28 protein-coding genes, 2 tRNA genes, 1 pseudogene and 1 riboswitch are annotated in these 22,561 nt (G+C 68.1%); of the genes and pseudogenes, 16 read left to right on the plus strand and 15 right to left on the minus strand.

What is annotated here, in order from left to right; translation table 11 throughout:
• Positions 1-290: pseudogene (locus E3T37_RS08425) on the minus strand (hypothetical protein); the annotation flags it as partial.
• A gap of 272 nt (positions 291-562) precedes the next feature.
• On the opposite strand from E3T37_RS08425, the gene E3T37_RS08430 reads away from it, so the two are divergent.
• From E3T37_RS08430 to E3T37_RS08445, 4 genes are read left to right on the plus strand one after another with little or no spacing between them, the layout of a single operon-like run.
• Positions 563-1,726 (plus strand): ABC transporter ATP-binding protein, encoded by a 1,164-nt coding sequence (locus E3T37_RS08430; RefSeq protein ID WP_134366357.1) that lies wholly within the window; start codon positions 563-565, stop codon positions 1,724-1,726.
• A gap of 17 nt (positions 1,727-1,743) precedes the next feature.
• Positions 1,744-2,937 carry an ABC transporter substrate-binding protein gene (locus tag E3T37_RS08435; RefSeq protein WP_134366358.1) on the plus strand — a complete coding sequence of 398 codons (1,194 nt, stop codon included), beginning with the start codon at positions 1,744-1,746 and terminating at the stop codon, positions 2,935-2,937.
• A gap of 33 nt (positions 2,938-2,970) precedes the next feature.
• On the plus strand, positions 2,971-3,897 hold the full coding sequence (locus E3T37_RS08440; protein WP_134366359.1) for an ABC transporter permease: 927 nt from the start codon (positions 2,971-2,973) through the stop codon (positions 3,895-3,897).
• A gap of 8 nt (positions 3,898-3,905) precedes the next feature.
• The gene (locus tag E3T37_RS08445; RefSeq protein WP_134366360.1) at positions 3,906-4,706 is read left to right on the plus strand and encodes an ABC transporter permease; all 801 of its coding nucleotides are present in this window, start codon (positions 3,906-3,908) and stop codon (positions 4,704-4,706) included.
• A gap of 21 nt (positions 4,707-4,727) precedes the next feature.
• On the opposite strand, the gene E3T37_RS08450 is transcribed toward E3T37_RS08445, so the two are convergent.
• Positions 4,728-5,303: a TIGR03086 family metal-binding protein gene (locus E3T37_RS08450; protein ID WP_134366361.1), complete on the minus strand. Its 576-nt coding sequence runs from the start codon at positions 5,301-5,303 to the stop codon at positions 4,728-4,730.
• Positions 5,304-5,414: 111 nt separating this feature from the next.
• On the opposite strand from E3T37_RS08450, the gene E3T37_RS08455 reads away from it, so the two are divergent.
• Together E3T37_RS08455 and E3T37_RS08460 are read left to right on the plus strand one after the other, a co-directional pair.
• Positions 5,415-6,674: a DNA polymerase IV gene (locus tag E3T37_RS08455; protein WP_134366362.1), complete on the plus strand. Its 1,260-nt coding sequence runs from the start codon at positions 5,415-5,417 to the stop codon at positions 6,672-6,674.
• 9 nt (positions 6,675-6,683) lie between these two features.
• Positions 6,684-7,016, plus strand: a complete 333-nt coding sequence (locus tag E3T37_RS08460; protein WP_134366363.1) for a hypothetical protein — start codon at positions 6,684-6,686, stop codon at positions 7,014-7,016.
• 3 nt (positions 7,017-7,019) lie between these two features.
• Here the strand turns inward: E3T37_RS08460 and nhaA are convergent, their stop codons facing one another.
• Both nhaA and E3T37_RS16790 read right to left on the minus strand, forming a co-directional pair.
• A complete protein-coding gene (gene nhaA / locus E3T37_RS08465; RefSeq protein ID WP_134366364.1) occupies positions 7,020-8,378 on the minus strand; it encodes a Na+/H+ antiporter NhaA in 1,359 nt (452 codons plus the stop codon).
• A gap of 105 nt (positions 8,379-8,483) precedes the next feature.
• Complete coding sequence (locus E3T37_RS16790; protein ID WP_160140982.1) at positions 8,484-8,633, minus strand: hypothetical protein; 150 nt, start codon at positions 8,631-8,633, stop codon at positions 8,484-8,486.
• An 81-nt stretch (positions 8,634-8,714) separates the two neighbouring features.
• Positions 8,715-8,824, plus strand: a riboswitch (TPP riboswitch).
• Positions 8,825-8,860: 36 nt separating this feature from the next.
• On the opposite strand from E3T37_RS16790, the gene E3T37_RS08470 reads away from it, so the two are divergent.
• The 5 genes from E3T37_RS08470 to E3T37_RS08490 are packed head-to-tail and all read left to right on the plus strand — an operon-like array spanning position 8,861 to position 12,726.
• Positions 8,861-9,493 carry an ECF transporter S component gene (locus E3T37_RS08470; protein ID WP_134366365.1) on the plus strand — a complete coding sequence of 211 codons (633 nt, stop codon included), beginning with the start codon at positions 8,861-8,863 and terminating at the stop codon, positions 9,491-9,493.
• Positions 9,494-9,503: 10 nt separating this feature from the next.
• Positions 9,504-11,096, plus strand: a complete 1,593-nt coding sequence (locus E3T37_RS08475) for an ABC transporter ATP-binding protein (RefSeq protein WP_134366366.1) — start codon at positions 9,504-9,506, stop codon at positions 11,094-11,096.
• Positions 11,093-11,875: an energy-coupling factor transporter transmembrane protein EcfT gene (locus E3T37_RS08480; RefSeq protein ID WP_134366367.1), complete on the plus strand. Its 783-nt coding sequence runs from the start codon at positions 11,093-11,095 to the stop codon at positions 11,873-11,875. The genes E3T37_RS08475 and E3T37_RS08480 overlap by 4 nt, the downstream gene beginning before the upstream one ends.
• Entirely contained in the window at positions 11,862-12,461 is a 600-nt protein-coding gene (locus tag E3T37_RS08485; protein WP_241994554.1) for an ATP-binding protein, read from the plus strand. The genes E3T37_RS08480 and E3T37_RS08485 overlap by 14 nt, the downstream gene beginning before the upstream one ends.
• 4 nt (positions 12,462-12,465) lie before the next feature.
• The gene (locus E3T37_RS08490) at positions 12,466-12,726 is read left to right on the plus strand and encodes a hypothetical protein (RefSeq protein WP_241975732.1); all 261 of its coding nucleotides are present in this window, start codon (positions 12,466-12,468) and stop codon (positions 12,724-12,726) included.
• Between the two features lie 61 nt (positions 12,727-12,787).
• On the opposite strand, the gene E3T37_RS08495 is transcribed toward E3T37_RS08490, so the two are convergent.
• From E3T37_RS08495 to orn, 5 genes are all read right to left on the minus strand, one after another.
• A complete protein-coding gene (locus E3T37_RS08495) occupies positions 12,788-14,089 on the minus strand; it encodes a D-alanyl-D-alanine carboxypeptidase family protein (protein ID WP_134366368.1) in 1,302 nt (433 codons plus the stop codon).
• Positions 14,090-14,112: 23 nt separating this feature from the next.
• Positions 14,113-14,463 (minus strand): metallopeptidase family protein, encoded by a 351-nt coding sequence (locus E3T37_RS08500; RefSeq protein WP_134366369.1) that lies wholly within the window; start codon positions 14,461-14,463, stop codon positions 14,113-14,115.
• A gap of 42 nt (positions 14,464-14,505) precedes the next feature.
• On the minus strand, positions 14,506-15,402 hold the full coding sequence (locus E3T37_RS08505; RefSeq protein WP_134366370.1) for an ABC transporter substrate-binding protein: 897 nt from the start codon (positions 15,400-15,402) through the stop codon (positions 14,506-14,508).
• A gap of 119 nt (positions 15,403-15,521) precedes the next feature.
• Positions 15,522-15,597, minus strand: a tRNA-His gene (locus tag E3T37_RS08510).
• Between the two features lie 43 nt (positions 15,598-15,640).
• Complete coding sequence (gene orn / locus E3T37_RS08515; protein WP_134366371.1) at positions 15,641-16,261, minus strand: oligoribonuclease; 621 nt, start codon at positions 16,259-16,261, stop codon at positions 15,641-15,643.
• A gap of 133 nt (positions 16,262-16,394) precedes the next feature.
• Between orn and E3T37_RS08520 the strand changes: the two genes are divergently transcribed.
• Positions 16,395-16,655 carry a thioredoxin family protein gene (locus tag E3T37_RS08520; RefSeq protein ID WP_134366372.1) on the plus strand — a complete coding sequence of 87 codons (261 nt, stop codon included), beginning with the start codon at positions 16,395-16,397 and terminating at the stop codon, positions 16,653-16,655.
• Positions 16,656-16,706: 51 nt separating this feature from the next.
• Positions 16,707-16,779: transfer RNA gene (locus E3T37_RS08525), tRNA-Arg, on the plus strand.
• Positions 16,780-16,854: 75 nt separating this feature from the next.
• Here the strand turns inward: E3T37_RS08525 and E3T37_RS16795 are convergent.
• Positions 16,855-17,022 (minus strand): hypothetical protein, encoded by a 168-nt coding sequence (locus tag E3T37_RS16795; protein ID WP_166789118.1) that lies wholly within the window; start codon positions 17,020-17,022, stop codon positions 16,855-16,857.
• Between the two features lie 243 nt (positions 17,023-17,265).
• Between E3T37_RS16795 and E3T37_RS08530 the strand changes: the two genes are divergently transcribed.
• Entirely contained in the window at positions 17,266-17,454 is a 189-nt protein-coding gene (locus E3T37_RS08530) for a DUF1508 domain-containing protein (protein ID WP_134366373.1), read from the plus strand.
• A gap of 93 nt (positions 17,455-17,547) precedes the next feature.
• Positions 17,548-18,369, plus strand: a complete 822-nt coding sequence (nadE, locus tag E3T37_RS08535; protein ID WP_134366374.1) for an ammonia-dependent NAD(+) synthetase — start codon at positions 17,548-17,550, stop codon at positions 18,367-18,369.
• Positions 18,370-18,504: 135 nt separating this feature from the next.
• Here nadE and E3T37_RS08540 read toward each other — a convergent pair whose 3' ends face one another.
• The 4 genes from E3T37_RS08540 to mgrA form a co-directional block, all read right to left on the minus strand.
• A complete protein-coding gene (locus tag E3T37_RS08540; RefSeq protein WP_134366375.1) occupies positions 18,505-19,200 on the minus strand; it encodes a hypothetical protein in 696 nt (231 codons plus the stop codon).
• 123 nt (positions 19,201-19,323) lie between these two features.
• Complete coding sequence (locus E3T37_RS08545) at positions 19,324-19,605, minus strand: hypothetical protein (protein WP_134366376.1); 282 nt, start codon at positions 19,603-19,605, stop codon at positions 19,324-19,326.
• 196 nt (positions 19,606-19,801) lie between these two features.
• Positions 19,802-20,758 (minus strand): DMT family transporter, encoded by a 957-nt coding sequence (locus tag E3T37_RS08550; protein ID WP_134366377.1) that lies wholly within the window; start codon positions 20,756-20,758, stop codon positions 19,802-19,804.
• A 5-nt stretch (positions 20,759-20,763) separates the two neighbouring features.
• The gene (gene mgrA / locus E3T37_RS08555; protein WP_134366378.1) at positions 20,764-21,771 is read right to left on the minus strand and encodes an L-glyceraldehyde 3-phosphate reductase; all 1,008 of its coding nucleotides are present in this window, start codon (positions 21,769-21,771) and stop codon (positions 20,764-20,766) included.
• A 17-nt stretch (positions 21,772-21,788) separates the two neighbouring features.
• On the opposite strand from mgrA, the gene msrA reads away from it, so the two are divergent.
• Positions 21,789-22,313 carry a peptide-methionine (S)-S-oxide reductase MsrA gene (gene msrA / locus E3T37_RS08560; protein WP_134366379.1) on the plus strand — a complete coding sequence of 175 codons (525 nt, stop codon included), beginning with the start codon at positions 21,789-21,791 and terminating at the stop codon, positions 22,311-22,313.
• A 65-nt stretch (positions 22,314-22,378) separates the two neighbouring features.
• Here the strand turns inward: msrA and E3T37_RS16800 are convergent.
• The coding region (locus E3T37_RS16800) for a hypothetical protein (RefSeq protein WP_198416015.1) at positions 22,379-22,561 on the minus strand (183 nt) is incomplete at its 5' end.

The raw sequence follows: 22,561 nt of genomic DNA on the forward strand, positions 1-22,561 counted from the left end.
AGACACCCGCTCTCATGGATCAAGGTCTCCGCCGACCGCTGTGGAATCCGGATCGTGCAGGCCAACTCGCTCGTGAACTCGCGCTCGGCGACGGTGTCGACGTCCCACCGCGACCCGGGCACCCGCGGCGCGGTATCCGCGGTCCCCGTCGCGAATCGGTGGGCCTCGTCGATGAGGTCTGCCAGTGCGGCGGCGTCCTGGGCCAGCTTGCCGTGCGCCTGGCGGATGGCGTCGAAGTACTCACCGCGGATCTCCTGCTGTTCGATGAACGAGGGCTTCCTGGAAATCACGGTACGGGCACCCACCGACATTGGCCGCCGCATCCGCCCGCCGGAGTCTGCGCTGTGGATACCCAGATCAAGGCCACATTGTGGAGGAGAAGTCCTGGCTCGCCGACGGCCCACGGGCGGCCGGTCGACCGCCGCCTCCGGGGCCGAGCAGCAGCCGGCCACCGAGGCCATAATGGCTGCACGAGTTCATCGTGACCGGACCGCAACCTCAGAAACCACACTTCTTACATTCCTTTCCATATGATTTAGGTCAGAGCGAGCTAGGAGACTTCGTGACCGCTGACCAACCCGCCATTCGGCTGACCGGACTGACCAAGAGTTTCGGCGCCGTCAACGCCGTCGACGGCGTGGACCTCGACATCGCCGAGGGGGAGTTCTTCTCCATGCTCGGGCCCTCAGGCTCCGGCAAGACCACGGTCCTGCGCCTGATCGCCGGCTTCGAGCAGCCCACCTCCGGCACGGTGTCCCTCCTCGGTCAGGACGTCACCAACCGGGCTCCCTTCGACCGCGACGTCAACACCGTCTTCCAGGACTACGCCCTCTTCCCCCACATGAGCGTGCTCGACAACGTCGCCTACGGGCTGCGAGTGCGCGGGGTCTCCAAGCGGGAACGGCACGCGCAGGCGCAGCAGGCCCTGGAGACCGTGCGCCTGGGCGGCTTCGGAAACCGCAAGCCCGGCCAGCTGTCCGGCGGACAGCGCCAGCGGGTCGCCCTGGCTCGTGCCACCGTCGTGCGCCCCAAGGTGCTGCTGCTCGACGAGCCTCTCGGCGCCCTCGACCTCAAGCTCCGCGAACAGATGCAGGTCGAGCTGAAGGAACTGCAGCGGGAACTCGGCATCACCTTCATCTTCGTCACGCACGACCAGGAGGAGGCCCTCACCCTGAGCGACCGGATCGCGGTCTTCAACGAGGGCCGGATCGAGCAGCTCGGCACCCCGGCCGAGATCTACGACCGGCCGGTGTCCCCATTCGTCGCGGCATTCGTCGGAACCTCGAACATCTTCACCGATGCCCTGTCGCGCGTGCTGCTCGGGCGCGGCGGCATCCACACCCTGCGTCCGGAGAAGATCAGCATCGGGCGAACGGATGCCGCCCTCGCCACCGAACGCACGGCCGCCGGCACCCTCGCCGAGGTGATCTACGTCGGGAGCAGCACGCGCCTGATCGTCGACCTCGACGCCGGCATCCGCATCGTGGTGCTCGAGCAGAACGACGCCCACCGGGTGAGCGAAGACGAGCGCGGGTCACGGGTGAGCATCGGCTGGGGGGACCGTGACGTGGTCGCCCTGGAGAAGTCGACCGCCGTCGCCGCCGAGGCGGGCTCCGCGCCCGCCGACGGACAGCCCGGAGTGCCCGGAACGGGCCACATCAACGGCCAGGTGATCGGGCAATCCGCCACCGAGCCCACCGAACCAGCCACCGAAACAGCACGATAACTGGAATGGAGAACGCGATGAAACGCTTCACAGCACACCGTAAATCGGCAGCCCTCACGGGCCTGGCGATCGTCTCGGTTGCCCTGCTCACCGCCTGTGGCACCACCAGCGGAAAGAGCGAGGGCACCGCCAGCAGCGAAGCTCCCACCAAACTCGGAGCCAACGAGAAATCGGTGTCGATCCTGGCCTGGCCCGGTTACGTCGAGGACGGCAGCAACGACCCCGCCGTCGACTGGGTGAGCGCCTTCGAAGACGAGACGGGCTGCAAGGTCAACAGCAAGACCTACGGCACCTCCGACGAGGCGTTCAACCTGATGAAGACCGGCGAGTACGACGTGGTCGCCGCCTCCGGCGACGCGTCGCTGCGCCTGGTCGCCGCCGGGGACGTCGCCCCGGTGAACACGGACCTCATCCCCAACTACGCGGGCGTCTACGACTTCCTGAAGATGCAGTCCTGGAACAGCGTCGACGGGGTCGCCTACGGGATTCCCCACGGCTACGGAGCGAACCTCCTGATGTACAACACGGATGTGTTCACTCCGGCCCCGGCGTCCTGGGACGTCGTCTTCGACAAGTCCGGCCAGTACAAGGGCAAGGTGACAGCCTACGATTCCCCGATCTACATCGCGGATGCCGCCATGTACCTGATGTACCACCAGCCTGACCTCGGCATCAAGAACCCCTACGCGCTCGACGAGACCCAGCTTGCCGCGGCCGTCGACCTGCTCAAGGGGCAGCGGGAGAACATCGGCGAGTACTGGGCGGACTACTTGAAGTCGATCCAGGCGTTCGAGACCGGCGACACGGTCGTGGGCACCACCTGGCAGGTCATCCGCAACTCCCTCGCCGAGGGCACCCCGGCGGAGGTCGTTCTGCCCAAGGAGGGCGTCACCGGCTGGTCGGACACCTGGATGATCGCGTCCCAGGCCAAGAGCCCGAACTGTGCCTACGCCTGGCTGAACTACATCGCCAGCCCGAAAGCCAACGCCCAGGCCACCGAGTACTTCGGTGAGGCTCCGTCCAACCAGGCCGCCTGCGACTTCACGACCGACCCCAACCAGTGCGCGACCTACCACGCCGGCGACGAGGAATACGCGGCGCAGATCTGGTACTGGTCGACCCCGATCGAGAAATGCCTCGACGGGCGCACCGACGTGAAGTGCACCGACTACGCGGCCTGGACGACCGCGTGGCAGGAAATCAAGGGCTAACGGTCCAGATTCAATCAGGACAGAAGAGGAATCATGACGGTTGACGCACCCGCTCAGCCCGAGCTGCGGGCGGTGGTGCCCCCTCACCGGGACACCATCGCCCGGCGCGGCTCGGTCCTGCTGAGCAAGCACCCGCGCCTGCGGCTGACGCTCCTGCTGTCCGCACCCCTGTTCTGGCTCGGCCTGGTCTACATCGCGGCCCTGGCCGCGCTCCTGATCACCGCCCTGTGGACCGTGGACACGTTCACGGGCACCATCTCGCAGACCTGGACGCTCGACAACATCATCACCGTCCTGACCGGGTCGCTCTACCAGACCGTGACCGTGCGCACGGTGGGCGTGGCCGTGCTGGTGACGGTGATCGACATCGCGGTGGCCCTGCCGATCGCCTTCTACATGGCGAAGGTGGCCAGCCCCCGCTGGCAGCGCATCCTGGTGATCGCGGTGCTGATGCCCCTGTGGGCCAGCTATCTGGTCAAGGCGTACGCCTGGCGGTCGGTGCTGTCCCAGGACGGCATCTATGAGTGGCTGGTGGCGCCCTTCGGCGGGCATACCCCCGGGTACGGGTTGCCGGCCACCATCATCACCCTGTCCTATCTGTGGCTGCCGTACGTCATCCTGCCCATCTACGCCGGCCTGGAACGCGTTCCCGATTCACTGCTCGAGGCCTCGGGCGACCTGGGCGGCAAGACCGGGGCCACGCTGCGCCTGGTCGTGCTGCCGATGATCTGGCCGGCCATCATCGCCGGATCCATCTTCAGCTTCTCCCTCTCCCTGGGTGACTACATCACCGTGAACATCGTCGGCGGCGCCAACCAGATGCTCGGCAACCTCGTCTACACGAACGTGGGCGCCGCCAACAACCTCCCGCTCGCCGCGGCGATCGCGCTGATCCCGATCGTCATCATTTTCGGCTACCTGGCCGTCGTGCGCCGCACCGGCGCGCTGGAAAACCTGTAGGGGACGACATGCGATTGAGCCGCCCAGCGCGGGCCATCCTGGCCGGAATCACGGCCCTGATCCTGCTCGTGATCTACCTGCCCCTGATGGTCGTCCTGGTGAACTCATTCAGCACCAGCACCAGCCTCACCTGGCCGCCGCCGGGCCTGACCCTGGAATGGTGGGGCAAGGCCTTCCGCAGCGAGGGCGCACTCGACGCCGTCGTCACTAGCGTGCAGATCGCCCTGATCGCCACGATCGTGTCGCTCGTGCTCGGCACCCTGATCTCCCTGGTCCTGCAGCGCTTCGAGTTCTTCGGGCGGGACGCCGTGAGCCTGTTGGTGATTCTGCCGATCGCGCTGCCCGGAATCATCACCGGCATCGCCCTGAACAACGCCTTCCGCACCATCCTCGGCCTGCAGCTGTCGATCGCGACCGTGATCGTCGCCCACGCCACGTTCTGTATCGTCACCGTCTTCAACAACGTGATCGCCCGGCTTCGGCGGCTCGGCACCAATTTTGAGGATGCCTCCGCCGACCTGGGCGCGGGCCTCTGGACCACCTTCCGGCTGGTGACCTTCCCGCAACTGCGGTCGGCGCTGCTCGCCGGGGGGCTGCTGGCCTTCGCGCTCAGCTTCGACGAGATCATCGTGACGACCTTCACCGCCGGAGCCGGGGTGAAGACGCTCCCGCTCTGGATCCTGGACAACCTGTTCCGACCGAATCAGGCGCCCGTCGTGAACGTGATCGCCGTCGTGCTCGTGCTCGTCTCGATCGTGCCGATCTACATCGCCCAACGCCTCGCGGGCGCCGAGAAGGTCCCCCGGTAACCGGTCAGCGCCCGGGCAGGCCTACCGGCGTGCGTCGCGGCCGGTCAGCGCCAGGAGGCGTGACTGCAGTGGGGCGTCCTCGCTCGTGACCACGGGGGAGGCGAAGAGGCCGCTGGCCTCCAGGGTGTCCCGTTGCGGTTCGAACACGCTCCACACCGCCTCGACCAGCGCATCAGCGAGGGCCTCGTCGGCGCCCGTGGCCCTGGCCAGGTCCCAGGTGTGGACCGTCACGTCGGAGACCTGCTCGCGGAGGTAGTCGGAGGCCGGGACCGTGTCGTACGACAGCTGCACCGGCGCGTCGGCAGCCGTCGCCGTCCACGCCGCGGTGGCCAGCGCGGAGTGGGTCTCCCATTCCGCGGCCAGGTCCGGGCCCAGCGGGGGGAGGGAGCGCCGGGCGTCCAGGACCGTCAGGCCCGCGAGCAGCGGCGGTACCCATTGCTGCTCGATCACGACGTGGCGCACGAGCTCCCGCACGGTCCACTCGGTGTCGGGCGTCGCCGCGGACCAGTCCGAGATCGCGCCCACCCTGGCGCTGAATTCCCCGGCCGCCTGCTTCTGCAGTGCAATCCAGTCAAAGGTCGCGAGGTCGTCGGTCATGGCGTTCCAATCGTTTCCCGGTGCAACAGCCGACCGTCCGCTCGCATTCCTCGCCGGGGTGGAACAGCGCCGGGGTGGAGCGGTGTCGACGGTGTGGGTTAGGGTCTCTCCATGAGTAGGCAGGACGGTAGCGACCGCACGGTCTCGGCCGAAGCGGTCGACGACAGTTCGGCGACCCTGCTGCACATCGACATGGACGCGTTCTTCGCGTCGGTGGAGCTGCTGGACCACCCGGAGCTGGTCGACCAGCCCGTGATCGTGGGCCACCGGTCGGGCCGGTCCGTGGTGACGGCGGCGAACTACGTGGCCCGTCGCTACGGCGTCAACTCGGCCATGCCGATGGCGCTCGCCCTGCGCAAGTGCCCGTCGGCGGTCGTGCTCGAACCCCATATGAGCCGGTACAAGGATTTCTCCGCGCGCGTCATGCGGATCTTCGGGGACATCACCCCGCTGGTCGAGCCGCTCAGCATCGACGAGGCATTCCTCGACGTCGCGGGGGCCCGGCGGCTGCACGGGTCACCGGCCGTGATCGCCGCGCTGATCCGCCGCCGGGTCGAGGCCGAGACCGGACTCACCTGCTCGGTCGGCGCCGCCTCGACGAAATTCGTCGCGAAAATGGCGTCGAGCCGGGCGAAACCCGACGGCCTGCTCGTCATCCCCGCGGAGGACACGCTGGCGTTCCTGCATCCGTTGCCCGTCGGCGCCCTCTGGGGGGTCGGCGCGACAACCGAGCAGAGCCTGCTGCGCCTGGGCCTGGCCCGGATCGGCGACCTCGCCGACACGCCTCTGTCTGTGCTGCAGAAAGCGGTGGGGGAGTCAGCCGGGCGCAAGCTGCACGACCTGGCCTGGGGGCGCGACCCCCGGGCGGTCACGGTGGAGCGCGAGGAGAAGAGCGTCGGCCACGAGGTGACGTTCGAGCACGATGTGAACGACCTCGCCCGGTTGCGCAGCGAACTGCTGCGGCAGGCGGATGCCGTGGCCGTCAGGCTGCGGAGCGCCGGCCTGGTCGGCCGCTGCGTCGTGCTGAAGCTGCGCTACCCCGATTTCAGTACCGTCACCCGCTCCCGCACCCTCGCCGAACCGACCAACGTCGGGCGGCGCATCTACGAGGAGGCGGCGGCCAGTTTCGACCTGCTCGCGGTGAAGGGCATCCGGGTGCGGCTGATCGGCGTGCGCGTCGAGCAGCTCGGCGAGGGTGACGGGGGAGGCGCGGGGCTGTGGGACCCTGATGACGACTGGCGGGGCGCCGAGCGGGCGGTGGATTCGGTGACCGCGCGCTTCGGCCTGGGCATGGTGCGGCCGGCCTCGCTACTGGGCCCGGCACGACCCGGCTCGGCCCGCCCCGGCACGCCCAAACCAGACAAGGGGTAGCCTGAGGGCATGACTAGCCTTCCGGAAAAGCTCGCAGAAATCTCTCGTTCGGCCGGCGTGAAATCGGCCTACGGTGACCCGGTCCAGATCGACGGCGTCAGCATGGTCCCCGTCGCGCTGGTGTACTACGGGTTCGGCGGTGGTGAAGGGGAATCCGAGGACAAGGGCAGTGGCACCGGTGGCGGCGGTGGCGGAGCCTCGCTGCCGATCGGCGCCTACGTCAGGTCGGGCGGAACGCTGCGTTTCGAACCGAACGTCATCTCGCTGCTCGCCGTCGGCATCCCGTTCGTCTGGGTGGCCGGCAAGGCCTTGGCCCGCGTGATCCGCGCCCTGAAAAAATAACGCTCAGGAGTCCTGCTCCGGGGTGAACACGTCGGGGATCCCGTCGTCGTCCGCGTCGAGCCGTTCCTTCTCGTCGATGATGCGGTAGTGCCGGTTGCGCACCCGCAGCACCACGGTCGCCAGCAGCGCCGCCAGCAGCGACCCGGTCAGGATGGCCACCTTGGCATGGTCGTCGTGCGGGCTGCCCTGACCGAAGGCCAGTTCGGCGATCAGCAGGGACACAGTGAAGCCCACGCCGCCGAGCATGGCCACGCCGAGCACGTCCACCCAGGCCAGGTCCGGGTCCAGTGAGGCCCTGGTCGTCTTCGTGACCACCCAGGTGGCCAGCATGATGCCGATCGGCTTGCCCAGCACCAGGGCCGCCACGATGCCGAGGGCCACGGGATCGGCCAGGGCGGCACCCAGGCCGGCCACCCCGCCGATGGTGACCCCGGCGGAGAAGAACGCGAACACGGGAACGGCGAAGCCGGCCGAGACTGGGCGGATGCGGTGCTCGAGGTTCTCCGCCAGGCCGGGGCCTGCCCCGGGCCCGCCGCCGCGCCGGCTGCGCATCACCGGCACGGCGAAGCCCAGCAGAACGCCGGCCACCGTCGCGTGAATGCCGGAGCCGTGCACGAGCGCCCAGGTGGCCAGGCCCAGGGGCAGCAGGATGACCGCGGCGCCCCAGGGCGTCGAGCCGAAGAAGACCGAGTACCGGTGCGCCAGGAACGCGAACACGCCCAGCGGCACCACGGCCAGGAGCAGCGGGAGCGGCTGGATGTCGGCGGAGTAGAAGAAGGCGATGATGCCGATGGCCAGCAGGTCGTCGACCACGGCCAGGGTGAGCAGGAAGATGCGGAGGGCGCTCGGCAGCCGGGACCCGATCACGGCCAGGACCGCCACGGCGAAGGCGATGTCGGTGGCGGTCGGGATCGCCCAGCCGCGCAGGGTTTCCGCACCGGAGGTGGCATTGATGGCCACGAAGATGAGCGCGGGCACGATGACGCCGCCCACGGCGGCGGTGACCGGAACGACCGCACGGCTGAACGTGCGCAGATCACCGGCGACGAACTCGCGTTTCAGTTCCAGCCCGGCGAGGAAGAAGAAGACGGCGAGCAGCCCGTCGGCGGCCCATGCCCCGAGGCTGAGGTTCAGGTGCCAGGGCTCGTAACCGATTTCAAAGTCCCGCAGGGCGTAGTAGCCGTCGGCGGCCGGCGTGTTGGCGAGGATCAGCGCGAGCACGGTGGCCAGCAGCAGCAGGGCGCCGCCGACGGTCTCCTTGCGCAGGATCGACGCGACGCGCTGGTACTCGGGGTAACTGCTGCGGCGGAAGATCCAGGCTCTGGTTTCGCCGGGGCCGGCAGGCGGGTGGGGTGAAGTCACGGGAGGTCCTCTGGTTCATGGCACGCCAAAACGGATGTCGACCAGGCTTCCCGACTCACCGTTACCCAGAGTACACGGCGGCGTGCGGCCTCCGGGAGAGGAGACTCAGCGCCGGCGACCGCGGCGCAGCCACGCGGGGAAGTGCCAGGGCCCGGATACCGGCAGGCCCCGCCGCATCCGTCGCCGGCGCAGAATGAACCGGCGCATCAACAGGAGCAGCAGTCCGGCGAGCACCAGCGGGACGACCGCGCTCACCGGGAATTCCCCGGGGGGCGGCCCGTGCGGGCGATCTCAGGTCGGCATGCCATGCCGCGAGTCTAGGCCGCGGCCTATACTCGAAACGAACACGGGAGTCCGGTCAACCGGGCTGAGAGGAAGCTTCTGAAGCTTCGACCGTCGAACCTGATCTGGATCATGCCAGCGCAGGGAGGCAGATTATCTCGTACCCGTGCCCTGGAAACACTACGGAAAGGGCACGACCAGTGCACGCAAACACCACCCTTCTCACCCGGTCCACCGAACGCTCGCCGCGGAATTTCCGCTGGCGGGTCGTCGACATCGTCATCGCGAGCGTCATCGGCGTGGCCAGCGGACTCATCTTCATCGTCTGGAACCAGGCCTACAACCCGCTGAGCGGGCTGCTCACGCCGTTGCTTCCCGGCCTGCAGGCCCTGCTCGGCGGCGGATGGCTCTTCGCCGGCGTCCTCGGCGGGCTCATCATCCGCAAGCCCGGCGCGGCGCTCTACACCGAGCTGCTCGCGGCCGTCGTCTCCACCCTGGTAGGCGGCACGGCCTGGGGCGCCACCATCCTCGTCTCCGGCGCCGTGCAGGGGCTCGGGGCCGAGCTGGTCTTCGCGCTCTTCTTCTACGCCAACTACCGTCTCTACGTGGCGCTGCTCGCGGGAGCGGGGGCCGGGCTCGCGCTGGCCGTGAACGACCTCCTGCTCTGGTACCCCGGGTCCGCCGCCCCGTTCATCACCATCTACGCCCTGTCCGCCGTGGTCTCCGGGATCGTGGTCGCCGGCCTGCTGTCCTGGCTCGCGATGCGGGGGCTGGCGCGAACCGGCGCCCTCTCGCGCTTCGCCGCAGGACGCTCGACCCGGCCCCGGGTCTAGGGGCACAGCCATGACACCGGCAGAAGCGGCCACCGTCCCGGGGGCATCCGTGCTCGCCCGTGACTGGGGCTGGCGGCATGCCGGTCGCCGCGGCTGGGCGGTCAGGGGCCTCGACCTGCGGATCGACCCCGGAGAACGGCTGCTGCTGCTCGGCGCGTCCGGCGCGGGCAAGTCCACGCTGCTGCACGCCCTGGCCGGCGTGCTCGGCGGCGACGAGGAGGGCGAGCAGACCGGCCGGTTGCTCGTGAACGGCCAAGAGCCCACCGCGGCCCGCGGCCAGTCCGGCCTGCTGTTGCAGGACCCGGATTCGCAGGTCATCCTGGCCCGCCTCGGCGATGACGTGGCCTTCGGTTGCGAGAACCTCGGCGTGCCGCGGGACGAGATCTGGCGGAGGGTGCACGACGCCCTCGAGATGGTCGGCCTGGATCTGCCGCTCAGCCATCCGACGTCGGCGCTGTCCGGCGGGCAGAAGCAGCGGCTGGCCCTGGCCGGGGTGCTCGCGATGCGCCCCGGCCTGCTGCTGCTCGACGAACCGACGGCGAACCTCGACCCTGAAGGGGTCCTGTCCGTGCGCGATTCCGTGGCCCGGGTGCTCGAACACTCGGAGGCCACCTTGATCGTGATCGAACACCGGGTGGCCGTCTGGCAGGGCCTGGTAAACCGGGTGGTCGTGCTCGACCAGGGCGGCGGAATCCTCGCCGACGGGAACCCCGACGAGGTCTTGACCCGTCAGGGCGAACAGCTGGCGAAGGTCGGTGTCTGGGTTCCGGGCCGGGGGAGCGGACTGCCGGCGTCCCGGCGGGGCGCGGCGCCGCGGAGCACGGGCTCGCTGAACGCCGGACCACTGAGCACGGGACCACTGAGCACGGGACCACTGAGCACGGGACCACTGAGCACGGGACCACTGAGCACGGCGCTGTTGCAGACCAGGGCACTGTCCATTGCCCGCACCAAGGATGCCGTCGTCGCCTCTGACATCGAACTCGCCGTGCACGCCGGGTCTGCGCTCGCGATCACCGGCCCGAACGGCGCCGGAAAATCGACCCTGGCGCTCACCCTTGCGGGGCTGCTCAAGCCGGCGTCGGGGCGGGTGCTCGCGAGCGACGCATTCGCGGCTGGGGCGGGCGCGCAACCGATCCGCTGGAAGTCACGCGAGCTGCTCACCCGGATCGGAACGGTGTTCCAGGACCCGGAGCACCAGTTCGTCGCCGCGACCGTGCGGGCCGAACTCGCGGTCGGACCGCGGGCGCTGGCCCGGCCGGAGGCCGAGATCACCGCTCGGGTCGACGAGGTGCTGCAGCGGCTCCGCCTCGACCAGCTGGCCGACGCGAACCCGTTCACCCTGTCCGGCGGCGAGAAACGCCGTCTGTCCGTCGGCACGGTGCTCGCCACCCGGCCGCGGCTCCTGGTGCTGGACGAGCCGACCTTCGGCCAGGACCTCCGCACCTGGCGGGAGATCGTGGCTCTGCTCGAGGAACTCATCACGGAGGGCACGGGCGTTGTCGCGGTCTCGCACGACGCCGACTTCGTCACCGCGCTCGCCGACCGCGAATTCCCGATGGCCGCCCCGGCCCAGGCACCCAGAGTGGCGGCCGCCCGATGAGCGTGCTCGCGCCCGCCCGGGGTCAGCAGGCCATCTTCCGGGTCAACCCCGTGGCCAAGCTCGCGGCCGCACTGCTGCTGGCGGGTGTGCTCATGCTGACCGTCGACTGGGTGTCCGCCGCCGTCGCGCTGGCCTGCGAGTCCGTGCTGTTCTTCTTTGCCGGATTGTCCCTGCGGGCCTTCTTCTGGCGCACCCTCCCGGTCTGGATCGCGGCCCCCACGGCCGGGCTCACCACCCTGCTGTACGGCCAGGCGTCCGGGCAGGAATACTGGCACCTCGGGCTGGTGCACGTCACCGAGGGCTCGACCGCACTGGCCATCGCGACCACGCTGCGCATCCTGGCCATCGGGTTGCCGTCGGTGGTGTTGTTCGTGACCGTCGACCCCACCGACCTGGCGGACGGCCTCGCCCAGATCGTTCGGCTGCCGTCCCGGTTCGTGCTCGGCGGCCTGGCCGGGCTGAGACTGGTCGGCCTGTTCATCGAGGACTGGCGCGCCCTCGAACTGGCCAGGCGGGCCAGGGGGATCGGGGACGGCGGCGCCATCCGTCGCCTGGCCGGCCAGGGGTTCGCCTTGCTCGTGCTGTCCATCCGCCGGGGCAGCAAACTGGCCACCGCGATGGAAGCGCGTGGTTTCGGCGCCCCGGTGCGGCGCACCTGGGCCCGGCCGGCCACCTTCCGCGGCCGGGAATTCGCACTCGTCGGGATCGGCCTGGTCGTCGCGCTGCTGGCGGTATTCGTCTCCGTGGCAACGGGAAGCTGGAACTTTGTGCTCGCCTGACCCGGAACGGATGCTGCTGCTCGCGCCCTTCCTGGCCGCCCTGGCGGCCGCAGGGCCGACGCCAGTCGTGCTCATCGACGGTCCGAGCGGGGCCGGCAAGAGCACCCTGGCCGACGCCCTCGTCCTGGCCTGGCCGGGCATGGTCAGGCCCGTGCTGGTGCGCCTGGACGACATCTACCCCGGCTGGAACGGGCTGGACGCCGCCGTGGCCCAGCTGACCGACCACATCCTCGGACCGCGTCGGCGGGGGGCGCCGGGGGCCTGGCAGCGCTACGACTGGGAGCGCGGCCAACCGGCCGAGTGGCACCTCGTCGACCCGGCGCGCCCGCTGATCGTGGAGGGCTGCGGGGCGCTGGCCGCCGCCAACCTGCCGCTCAGCGACATCCGGGTGTGGCTGGACGCCGACGACCGGCTGCGCAAGCAGCGCGCCCTGGCCCGGGACGGAGAGGCGTTCCGTTCGCACTGGGACCAGTGGCAATCGGAGTGGGAGGCCTACCGCAACCGGGAACGGCCGGAACGGCAGGCGACGATCCGGCTCGCCGCGGCCGGAAACACTGCGGGAAGCCCCGCGGGCAGGCTAGGTTGAAGACATGGCCGGTCAAACCGAAAAAGACGTAATGTACACCGCGGAGTTCACCGACGGGCCCCTCGCGGGGCAGGTCGACACCCGTGCCCTGATCCACGGCAAGCACGACCCGCGGATCAGCATGATGGCGGCCGTCGAGGGCGTCGAAACGACGTTCTGGTACGACGAGGTCGACGAACGCGACGTGCAGGGCCGCCTGCACGTGCGGTATCGCTTCGACGCCGGTGAGAGCGATCCGTACGAATTCACCCACGAAACCGACTAGCGCTCAGCCGGGCTCGTTCGCGGGCTCGCGGTCGCTGACCGTGGCGGTCACCTTTTCGCGGTCACTTATTGGCATCGAGCAGGGCCGTGATCATTGCCACGGGGTGCAACAGCCGCCAGCCGAGTCCCGGTGCGGGGATTGTCCGGTCGAGCACCAGGGGTGATGACACGCTCTCCCCGCCCGCCTCGACCGACACCCGGCCGATGGTGCGTCCGGCGCGCCCGGTGGAGATGCTGTCCAGTTTCACGTCGGCGACTCCGGGTGCCACGGCCTGCCAGCCGAACCGGGTCTTGGCCGTGCGCACGGTCGCGGAGGACGTGGCACCCCAGGGGGTGCTGAACCGTGCGTAGGCGTCGCCCAGCGCGAGCACGGGCAGTTCGGTGACTCCCGAGCGGGCGCTCTCCATCAGGGCGGTCACGTCCGCGGTCAGCGCGTCGTAGTCGGGCTCCCCGATCACGGCGCCGGCGAAGGTGAAGACGGATGCCCCGGTGCGCACCTGGGCGGTGAAGAGGAAGCAGATGCCGGCGGCATCCGTGTAACTGCGGGAAATGCCGGTGACGCCCTCGTCGGCCAGGAACGCCGTGGTGTTGTCGACGCCGCGCTGGCCGACCAGGGCCGAGGCCGGTTGGGCGAGGATGCCGGCGATCACCGGGTCGGACGCGGCCAGCCCGGCCAGCCGGGCCAGGTCCGTGGCGGTTCCGGCACTCTTCTCGCTCAGGCCGGTGGCGTCGGCGACGACCGTGCCGGTGAGTCCCTGCGTGCCCAGCCAGGCGTTCGCGGCGGCCACGTAGGCGTCGATCGAGCCGAAGGCCCATCGTGCGAGGGTGTCGGCATGGTTGTTGCTGGAGCCGAGGACCATAGCCTGGAGCAGCTCCGTCTCGGTCCATTCCTCGCCCGGGAACACGACGACTGTGCGGGCGCCGGTGCTGCCGTAGGAGATGTAGTCCTGGTAGTCGGCGGCCGAGATCGGGATCTTCGGGCCGGCGTCCCCCGCCGGCAGCGGCTTCTCGGCCAGGACGACCAGCGCGGTCACGATCTTCGTCGCCGCCGCCATCGGCAGGGCATCCCTGGTGCCGCCGACCGCCAGCGGGACGTGCTCGCCGAGGTCGCCGGCCTTGAGGGTGACCGTGGTCGGCGCGGTGGGATCAGGGGTGAGCGTGGTGAGCCCGATGACCGCGCTGCCGCCGGCCGCCGGGAGAACGGGCGGGGACGCGCTGGCGGGGCCGGGCGCGGGTGTGTCCAGCGTCGCCGACGCCGCCGGCAGCGGGCCCAGCAGGGTGGCCGGGCCGTACACGCCGACGGCGAGGATGACGAGGGCGCCGACCGCGCTGCCGATGATGCGGCCAGGTCGGTATCTACTCATGACGCAAGGCTAACGTCCGACGGTCATCCCCAGCCGAGGTCGTGCAGCCTGTCGTCGTCGATGCCGTAGAAATGTGCGATTTCGTGCACGAGGGTGATGTGCACCTGGTCGCGCAGCTCGTCCAGATCCGCGCACAGGGCCAGCAACGGTTCGCGGTAGAGCACGATCCGGTCGGGCATCTCGCCGAAACCGTACTGCCCGCGTTCGGTCAGGGCGACGCCGTCGTAGAGGCCGAGCAGATCGAGGCTGCCGTCTTCCGGCCGGTCCTCGACCACGAAGATGACGTTGTCGAGGCCGTCGACCATGTCGTCGGGCAGCAGATCCAGCTCGTCGATGACGAGACGTTCGAACTCGTCGTGATTCAGCGGCAGCATCCGTTCAGCATCTCACGACGCGAATCTCACGACGCGAACGGCCTAACCGTTGGCGGCTGCGTTGATCGTGATGGTCGTGAGGCCACCGGCGGCAACGCCCCACTTGTCCAGGATTTTGCCGTAGGAGCCGTCATCGACCATCGACTGCAGGGCGGCCTGCACGGCCGGTGTCAGTTTGGAACCCTTGGCCACGGCCATCCCGTACGGCGCCTCCTCGAAGGAGGTGCCGGCGGTCTGTAGCTTGCCTTCGGTCTTGGAGATCGCGTACAGCGTGACGGGCGAATCGGCGCTGAAGGCGTCGGCCTGGCCGAGCACCGTGGCGTTGGTGGCCGAATCCTGGGTGTCGAACTTGAGCTTGTCGATCGGGGGCTTGCCGGCGGCGACGCAGGCGTCGCTCTTGGCCGGGATCTCGTCGGTGTCTTCGTACGTCGTGGTCTGCACGGCGATCTTCAGTCCGCAGGCGTCGTCGGGGTCGACGGTCTTGCCGGTGGCCGAGGCCCACTGGATGCCCGCGGTGTAGTAGTTGACGAAGTCGACCTGCTCCTCGCGCTTGAGGTTGTCGGTGAACGAGGAGATGCCCAGGTCCATTTTGCCGCCGATGATGCTCGGGATGATGGTGTCGAAATTGGCGACCTTGTAGGCGGCGGTGAGTCCGAGTTTCGCGGCGAGGGCGGAGCCCAGTTCGATGTCCCAGCCGATCGGGTTGCCGGAGTCGTCTTTGAACTCGTTGGGGGAGTAGTTCGGGCTCGTGCCGATGACGAGCTTGCCGGACGCCCGGACGGCGTCGGGGAGCATTGCCTCGGCGGCGGCATCCTTGGTCACGCTGCTGTCGGCTTTCCCGGAACTTCCCGACGTGGCGGGCGTGGAATTGTCGACGCAGCCGGTGAGCAGGAGGGCGGCCACGGCAGCGAGGGCGGGGAGGGTGTAACGAGCGCGCATAGGAATTCCTTCGTCAGATGTCGTTCCGGCGAGTCTAGGAGCAGCCGATCTCGCTCAGAGAATCGCCGGGCGCAGGAGAGGAAATGAATTCCAGATCGTGATGAAGCCGGTACTTCTATTGGGGTGAGTAACGGGGCTTGAACCCGCGACCTCCTGGACCACAACCAGGCGCTCTACCAGCTGAGCTATACCCACCATGCGTTGCTTTTCCCGCAGGAAAGGCAACTCATGAATTCTATTACATGTTTGGACCGAAGTTGTGCACGGCTTCGGCTGCACGGCTCTTGGCCTGGTCGCTGGAGGGCCCCGGGTCGCTCACGAACACGGTCTGGCGGTAGTAGGCCAGTTCGCGAATCGATTCGAGGATGTCGGCCAGGGCGCGGTGTCCGCCGTCTTTCGCCGGGGCGTTGAAGTACACGCGGGGGTACCAGCGCCGGGCGAGTTCCTTGATCGAGGACACGTCCACGTTGCGGTAGTGCAGCTGGTTGTCCAGACGCGGCATGTACTTGGTCAGGAATGCCCGGTCGGTTCCGATCGAGTTGCCGGCCAGCGGCGCCTTCTGGTCGGCCGGGATGAACTTCAGCACGTAGTCGAGCACCTGCAGCTCTGCCTCGGCGGCGGTGAGGCCGTTCGGCATCTCGGTGATGAGGCCGGAGGTCTCGTGCATGTCGCGCACGAAGTCGTTCATGTTCTCCAGTGCGGCCGCGCTCGGCTTGATCACCAGGTCGAGGCCCGGATCGATGATGTTCAGGTCATAATCGGTGATCACCACCGCGATCTCGCACAATTCATCCGTGTCAATGTCCAAACCGGTCATTTCACAGTCAACCCATACCAACCGGTCACTACTTTTTGTCATGAGCCGAGTCTATCGGCGGCCGCCGACCACGATTCCTGGCCGCGATCACGGCCGGGTCCGGTCGGCCGTGGCCTCACCGCGGCCCGCTTTCGTAGACTGGCCTTCCCTGCGGCACACGAAGAAGGATTCCCTGATGGAGCTCACCTATTTCTCGTCCGCCTTCTGCGAGCCGTGCCGGCAGACCCGTGCGGTCCTGGCGGAGGTCGAACGCCTCGTTCCGCAGGCCCATGTGCGTGAGCTCGACGTGGCGCGAGACGTGGCCGAGGCGGAGGCCAACGGCATCCGGATCACGCCCACCGTGATCGTCCGGGACGAGGCCGGGGTGGAGGTCTTCCGGGCCAGCGGGGTGCCGACCCTCGCGCAGGTGCTCGTCGCGGCAGCGAAAGCGGTCTGAGGCCGGTTCCGCACTCCGGAGCCTGGTCTGCGGTATCGTTGAACGTTCTCCGCCCCCGTAGCTCAGTGGATAGAGCAGCGGCCTTCTAATCCGCTTGTCGTAGGTTCGATTCCTACCGGGGGCACCGTATACCCACACTCGGGCCGGTCGGCCACGGCCGCCGGCTTGATCAGCGAGCCGGCCTGGGCACTGTTCGGACTCAAACGTGCTTGGACCGGCCGGAGATGAACTGGACGAGCCAAACGATGATGGCAATCACCGCGAGAACGATCCCCACCCAGAGGAGGAAGTTCAGAGACTGAACCAATCCACCGGTGATGAGGAGCCCCACGGCAATGATTGCGATGATGATCAGCAACAAGTTCATTGGTCTTTCCTCCTTGATGATTCAGGAATGAGAGCAAATCAGGTGAGTCTCTGCGGACATCCTGCCGCTATTTGCGCGATTTGCATATGCCCCTGCAATCGGTCGGCTGATGCCCTGCGGTGGGCCGAGGTCGAGCGTCGACGTCGGCGTGGGCGGCGTGCAGTCCCCGGTGCGCGGCGAGTAGTCTTGATCTATCGGCCAATCGACCGGTGACGTTTTCCTCGAAGAAGAAGAAAGTGTGTCATGTCCGGCAAATATGAAGTTTTCGCAGAACGCACCGGCGGTTACGGGTTCAGGCTCAAGGCCAACAACGGCGAGGTCATCGCCTCGTCGGAGAACTTTAAGACCAAGGCAGAAGCGCTCAAGGGCATCGAGTCCCTGCGCTCCCACGCCAAGTCCCACGTGGTCGACCTGACGGAGCCCACGGACTGACTCCGCTCGTCCTCGTCGGGCGCCGGTCTGTGCGGGCGTGGACGGGGCCGGACGCGGCGGTCGATTCGGCGGCCGGCTTGATAGATTCGGTGCATGCGAGAACTTCAGGCGCGAATCATCGCGGAACTGCACGTGTCCCCACAGATCGACCCTGCTGCGGAGGTGCGGCGGCGGGTGCAATTCCTCGTCGACTATCTCGTGCGGACGGGGGCGAAGGGTTTCGTCCTGGGCATCAGTGGTGGCCAGGACTCCAGCCTGGCCGGGCGCCTGTGCCAGCTTGCCGTTGAGCACCTGACCGCGGCCGGTCACCCGGCGATCTTTCTCCCGGTACGGCTGCCGTATGCGGTCCAGCGGGACGAAGACGACGCGCAGTTGGCCCTGGACTTCATCAACGCCCGGTCGACCATCACCTTCAACATCGAACGAGCCGTCAACGGCGTCGAGGCGGAATTCGCCGACAGCCTGGGCTGGCCGTTGCCCGATTTCGACAAGGGGAACGTCAAGGCCCGGGTGCGTATGGTCGCCCAGTACGCCCTCGCCGGATCCCACGGTCTGCTGGTCGTCGGCACCGATCACGCCGCGGAGGCCGTGACCGGGTTCTTCACGAAATACGGCGACGGCGGCACCGACATCCTGCCCCTCACCGGACTGAACAAACGCCAGGGCCGCGCCCTGCTGGTCGAGCTCGGCGCGCCCGACCGCCTCTACCTGAAGCTCCCGACCGCCGACCTGCTCGACGACAATCCCGGGCAGACGGACGAGGCGAACCTGGGCCTGCGGTACGAACAGATCGACGACTTCCTCGAAGGGCGTGCGGTAGCCGACGACGCGGCCGTCGCGATCGAGAAACGCTACCTGAGCAACGAACACAAGCGCCGGGTGCCCGCGTCGATGTTCGATGATTGGTGGCGCTGACCGGCCGCTCTGCCGGTCGGCGGGCGGACTCGCGCGCTGTGCACCAGACAGAAAACTGGCCCGTACGTCGGATGACGGACGGGCCAGTTTTGTGTGTGGGGGTGAGACTGTGTGCCGGTCGTTGGTTCTGGGTCGTTAGTTCTGGAGGGGGAGCGGGCGAACCTCGAGGGCCTGCACGTCGTCGAGCAGACGCTGGGTCTCCGTGGACGGTGACGGGGTGCCGGCCGCGTAGTTGAGCGGGGCGGGAACCGGAGCGGCGTGCTCCGTGAACTGGTCGTGGTGCTGCTGGGCGGCCCAGGCATCCTGTTCGGCCAAAAGGCTCTTCTCGGAGGTGGTGTTCGCCACCTTCCAACGGTCGAGGTCGCTCTGGAAGACCTTGCGTGTGCGGGAAGGCTTGCTCTGCCACTCGATCAGGCGGTCGCGGAACTCGAGCAGCGCCGGCTCCAGCTGGTAGCCGAACGTCGCGGAGGTGCGCTTGAGCTCGGCCAGCTGGTGCGCGGCCCAGTTAGCGGCGACACTCGCCCCCTTGATCGGGAGCAGGCGCAGTTGCACGTCGGCCTGACCGACCGCGCGATCAGCCATGACCTGCTCCTGCGGGGTGAGCGAGTTCCACACGGATGCCTCGGTCGCGGCATCCACGAGGGTGCCGATCACGGAGGCCTTCAGCTCACGATCGTGCTGTGCGAGCAGGCTTCTGACTGCCCCGCGGGAGACCCAGGCCGCCAGGAGGCTGGCGACGACGATCGAGAGAATGAGCACCACGGCGCCGAACACCACGGCCTGGTTGCTGGCTGCCGTGAGCCAGGATACGAAACTATTCCACCACTGCATGAGCGCACTTTACCGGCGTCCCGGCCCGATTGCGGGGAACAACGTCGGCGTGCCCGATCGACATGACCCACGTGTACGCAATCGTTGCGAACGGGACGTGAGAGGACGTGATTCGAGCGCTGGTCAGCGGAAACAGTCCGCGGCGTCGTCGATGCGCCAAAACGTGCCCAGATCGCTGCTACGGGTGGCGGCGATCAGGCGGCGTGCGGCGAAACGGTCGCCGTCGGCATCCGTGCGCCGTTCGATGTGGCCGAGGACCGCGCCGGACCGGCCGATGACCCGCCAGAGCCCGGACCGCACGGGGACCAGAACGAGACCACGGAAGGACGGGACCGCCGGCGACGCGGTGATCGTCACGGGCGAGGCGGTGGAGCGGATTGCGGTGGAGCGGAATGCTGTGGACATGGGATTCCTCCGAGATCGGCCGGCCGCGGGTGATGGTGTCATCACGCTATGCCGGGCCACCGACATCCGGTGCCAACGGGGACGCCTCCGCCCCTCCGCAGTCCCGCTTTCGGAACGAATTCGACGGAGATTTTGCCCGAAACGGGCCCAAACACGCCGCAAGCGCCCGTTTGCAGCAGAATCTCCGTCGAATTGGTTAGCGGGCGGGACCCTCCATCATGGCCAGGTCCTGACTGGCCAGGTCGAGGTCGAGGACCTTGTTCGGCCTGGCGGTCTGGGCCACGACGATGCCGGCCAGGACGAGGACGACTCCCGCCATCTGCAGGCCGTCGAGGGACTCGCCGAGCCACAGGAACGCGAACGCGAACGCGAAGATGACCTCCGAGGCGGAGACGATTCCGGCCGCGGTCGCGTTGAGGCGGCCGAGCGCCATATAGGAGAGCAGATACGGCGCGAAGGAGCCGAAGACCCCGTTCCAGACCATCAGAACCCACAGGGGGAGCGAAACCGCCTCGAGATTGCCGTGCAGCGCGACGTCCTGAACCAGGATCTGCGGTTCGACCTGCCACCACGCGCTGAACACCAGCCAGAACGCGCTGGCGAAGAGCATGGACCAGAACGAGACGGCCAGGGGCGAGGTCGAGGCGACCTGCCTTTCCCCGACCAGGAAGTACACGGCCAGGCAGATCGCGGCGAGCACCCCGGCCACCACGCCCGGGCCGGAGAGGGTGCTGGCCCAGATCTGGGCGACCACGGCCATCCCGATCAGGACGCAGCCGATGGCCAGCCAGATGCGGGGCTTCACCCGTTCCTTGAAGACGAACCGGGCCACGATGGCGACGAGCAGCACGCCGGCGTACTCGAGCATCAGCGCGATGCCCACCGGCAGCAGGCTGATCGCCAGGGCATAGAACCACTGGATCAGGGCGACCCCGGCGACGCCGAGCACGGCCATCACGACCAGCTGCCGGCGGTTGATCCGGAACGCACGACGGTTGGTCAGCGCCAGGAGGCCGCCGGCCAGCACGGCGACGACCGTGACCCGGAAGAACGTCAACTGCGCGGGGGAGAGCCCGGCCTCCACGATCACCTTGGTGGTGCTGCCGTTGAGGCCGAAGAGCAGCGACGCGAGGAGAGCGTAGAGGTAGCCCACCCGCTCTAGCCCAGTCCGGTGCCGTGCACGGCGTACGGTTCGATCATGGCGATTTCGTCGTTGGTCAGGGCAGGGGCGTCCAGTGCTGCCACGGTCTGTTCGAGCTGGTGCACGCTGCTGGCGCCGACGAGCACGCTGGTCACCGAACGTTGGCGCAGGATCCAGGTGACCGCGAGCTGAGCCAGGGTCTGGCCGCGCTCGTGCGCAATGGCATTGAGCGCCCTGGCCCGGTTGAGGTAGGTGTCGGTGAGGACGGTCTCGGAGAGGAACCGGCTGGTGGCGACCCGGGAGTCCGAGGGCACCGAGCCGCCGAGGTACCGGTCGGTGAGCAGACCCTGCGCGAGCGGCGAGAAGACGATGCTGCCCACGCCCAGTTCGTCGAGAACCGGGAAGAGGCCGTCTTCGATGTGGCGGTCGAACATCGAATAGCGGGGCTGGTGGATGAGGAGGGGGACCTTGTGCTCGGCCAGGGCCGCCACGGCGGCCCGGGTCTGCTCCGGGGTGTAGCTGGAGATGCCGACATAGAGGGCCTTGCCCTGGTGAACAGCGGATGCCAGCGCTCCCATGGTCTCCTCGATCGGAGTTTCCGGGTCAGGCCGGTGCGAGTAGAAGATGTCGACGTAGTCGAGACCGAGCCGGCCCAGGCTCGCGTCGAGGGAGGAAAGCAGGTACTTGCGGGACCCGAAATCGCCGTACGGCCCCGGCCACATGTCGTAGCCGGCCTTGCTGGAGATGATCATCTCGTCGCGGAAGGGACGGAAATCCTCGGCGAAGATGCGGCCGAAATTGGTCTCGGCTGAACCGGGAGGCGGGCCGTAGTTGTTCGCCAGGTCGAAGTGGGTGACTCCGAGATCGAACGCGCGGCGGAGGATGGCGCGCTGCGTGTCGATGGGCCGCTCATGGCCGAAATTGTGCCAGAGACCCAGGGACAGCGCCGGGAGCTTGAGGCCGCTCCGGCCGGTGCGTCGGTAGGTCATGTCGGCATAGCGGTTCGGAGCAGGTACGAAGGTCATTCCGTTACTCTAGGGGCGTGAAAACTTTTGTGGTCGCAGGTGGATGTTTCTGGTGTCTCGATGCCGTGTATCGGGTCTTGCGTGGCGTCACCGATGTGGTCTCCGGCTACACCGGCGGAACCGCTCCGAACCCGAGCTACGAGTCCGTCTGCACCGGCCGCACCGGTCATGCGGAGGCCATCGCCGTGACCTTCGACCCGGAGGTCATCCCGGAGAGCGTCATCCTCGACGTGTTCTTCACTCTGCACGACCCCACCCAGCTGAACCGCCAGGGCGCCGACGTGGGCACCCAGTACCGGTCCGCCATGTTCTACACCGACGACGAGCAGAAGCAGCTCTTCGAAACGGCGCGCACGCGCGCCGCCGAATGGTGGGGCGACGGCATCGTCACCACGATCGAGCCGCTCGACGAATACTTCGTGGCCGAGGACTACCACCAGGATTTCTTCGCGAAGAACCCCGGTCAGGGCTACTGCATGGCCGTGGCCCTGCCCAAGGTGAACAAGATCCGCAAGTCGTACGCGGAGTACATCGTCAGCTGATCTCGCCTGCGCCGGTTTGCGGATAGGTTCACGGCGCAACCCGCCGAAGGATCAGAAACGGCGTCTCAGAACGGCGGCGGCTCGTCGGACTCGTCCGGCAGTACCGGTTTCCGTTCCGGCGCCCGTCCGTCGTGTTCCGCTTTCGGTGACGGTTGGGGCTGGATGATGGTGGCCGGTTCGCTGATGAAGTGCCGCCCGGTCGGTGAGGTCCAGTTGAGAGTGCCGTCGGGCAGCATTTCGTAGCTCCA

It is taken from the genome of Cryobacterium sp. TMT2-10, from assembly GCF_004403075.1.
In the GTDB taxonomy this organism is placed as follows: Bacteria; Actinomycetota; Actinomycetes; order Actinomycetales; family Microbacteriaceae; genus Cryobacterium; species Cryobacterium shii.

Coding starts and splice junctions, on each gene's coding strand:
- E3T37_RS08435 (WP_134366358.1), top strand. CDS start 1,744: ATGAAACGCTTCACAGCACACCGTAAATCGGCAGCCCTCACGGGCCTG.
- E3T37_RS08440 (WP_134366359.1), top strand. CDS start 2,971: ATGACGGTTGACGCACCCGCTCAGCCCGAGCTGCGGGCGGTGGTGCCC.
- E3T37_RS08445 (WP_134366360.1), top strand. CDS start 3,906: ATGCGATTGAGCCGCCCAGCGCGGGCCATCCTGGCCGGAATCACGGCC.
- E3T37_RS08450 (WP_134366361.1), bottom strand. CDS start 5,303: ATGACCGACGACCTCGCGACCTTTGACTGGATTGCACTGCAGAAGCAG.
- E3T37_RS08455 (WP_134366362.1), top strand. CDS start 5,415: ATGAGTAGGCAGGACGGTAGCGACCGCACGGTCTCGGCCGAAGCGGTC.
- E3T37_RS08460 (WP_134366363.1), top strand. CDS start 6,684: ATGACTAGCCTTCCGGAAAAGCTCGCAGAAATCTCTCGTTCGGCCGGC.
- E3T37_RS08475 (WP_134366366.1), top strand. CDS start 9,504: ATGACACCGGCAGAAGCGGCCACCGTCCCGGGGGCATCCGTGCTCGCC.
- E3T37_RS08480 (WP_134366367.1), top strand. CDS start 11,093: ATGAGCGTGCTCGCGCCCGCCCGGGGTCAGCAGGCCATCTTCCGGGTC.
- E3T37_RS08490 (WP_241975732.1), top strand. CDS start 12,466: ATGGCCGGTCAAACCGAAAAAGACGTAATGTACACCGCGGAGTTCACC.
- E3T37_RS08495 (WP_134366368.1), bottom strand. CDS start 14,089: ATGAGTAGATACCGACCTGGCCGCATCATCGGCAGCGCGGTCGGCGCC.
- E3T37_RS08500 (WP_134366369.1), bottom strand. CDS start 14,463: ATGCTGCCGCTGAATCACGACGAGTTCGAACGTCTCGTCATCGACGAG.
- E3T37_RS08505 (WP_134366370.1), bottom strand. CDS start 15,402: ATGCGCGCTCGTTACACCCTCCCCGCCCTCGCTGCCGTGGCCGCCCTC.
- orn (WP_134366371.1), bottom strand. CDS start 16,261: ATGACAAAAAGTAGTGACCGGTTGGTATGGGTTGACTGTGAAATGACC.
- E3T37_RS08520 (WP_134366372.1), top strand. CDS start 16,395: ATGGAGCTCACCTATTTCTCGTCCGCCTTCTGCGAGCCGTGCCGGCAG.
- E3T37_RS16795 (WP_166789118.1), bottom strand. CDS start 17,022: ATGAACTTGTTGCTGATCATCATCGCAATCATTGCCGTGGGGCTCCTC.
- E3T37_RS08530 (WP_134366373.1), top strand. CDS start 17,266: ATGTCCGGCAAATATGAAGTTTTCGCAGAACGCACCGGCGGTTACGGG.
- nadE (WP_134366374.1), top strand. CDS start 17,548: ATGCGAGAACTTCAGGCGCGAATCATCGCGGAACTGCACGTGTCCCCA.
- E3T37_RS08540 (WP_134366375.1), bottom strand. CDS start 19,200: ATGCAGTGGTGGAATAGTTTCGTATCCTGGCTCACGGCAGCCAGCAAC.
- E3T37_RS08545 (WP_134366376.1), bottom strand. CDS start 19,605: ATGTCCACAGCATTCCGCTCCACCGCAATCCGCTCCACCGCCTCGCCC.
- mgrA (WP_134366378.1), bottom strand. CDS start 21,771: ATGACCTTCGTACCTGCTCCGAACCGCTATGCCGACATGACCTACCGA.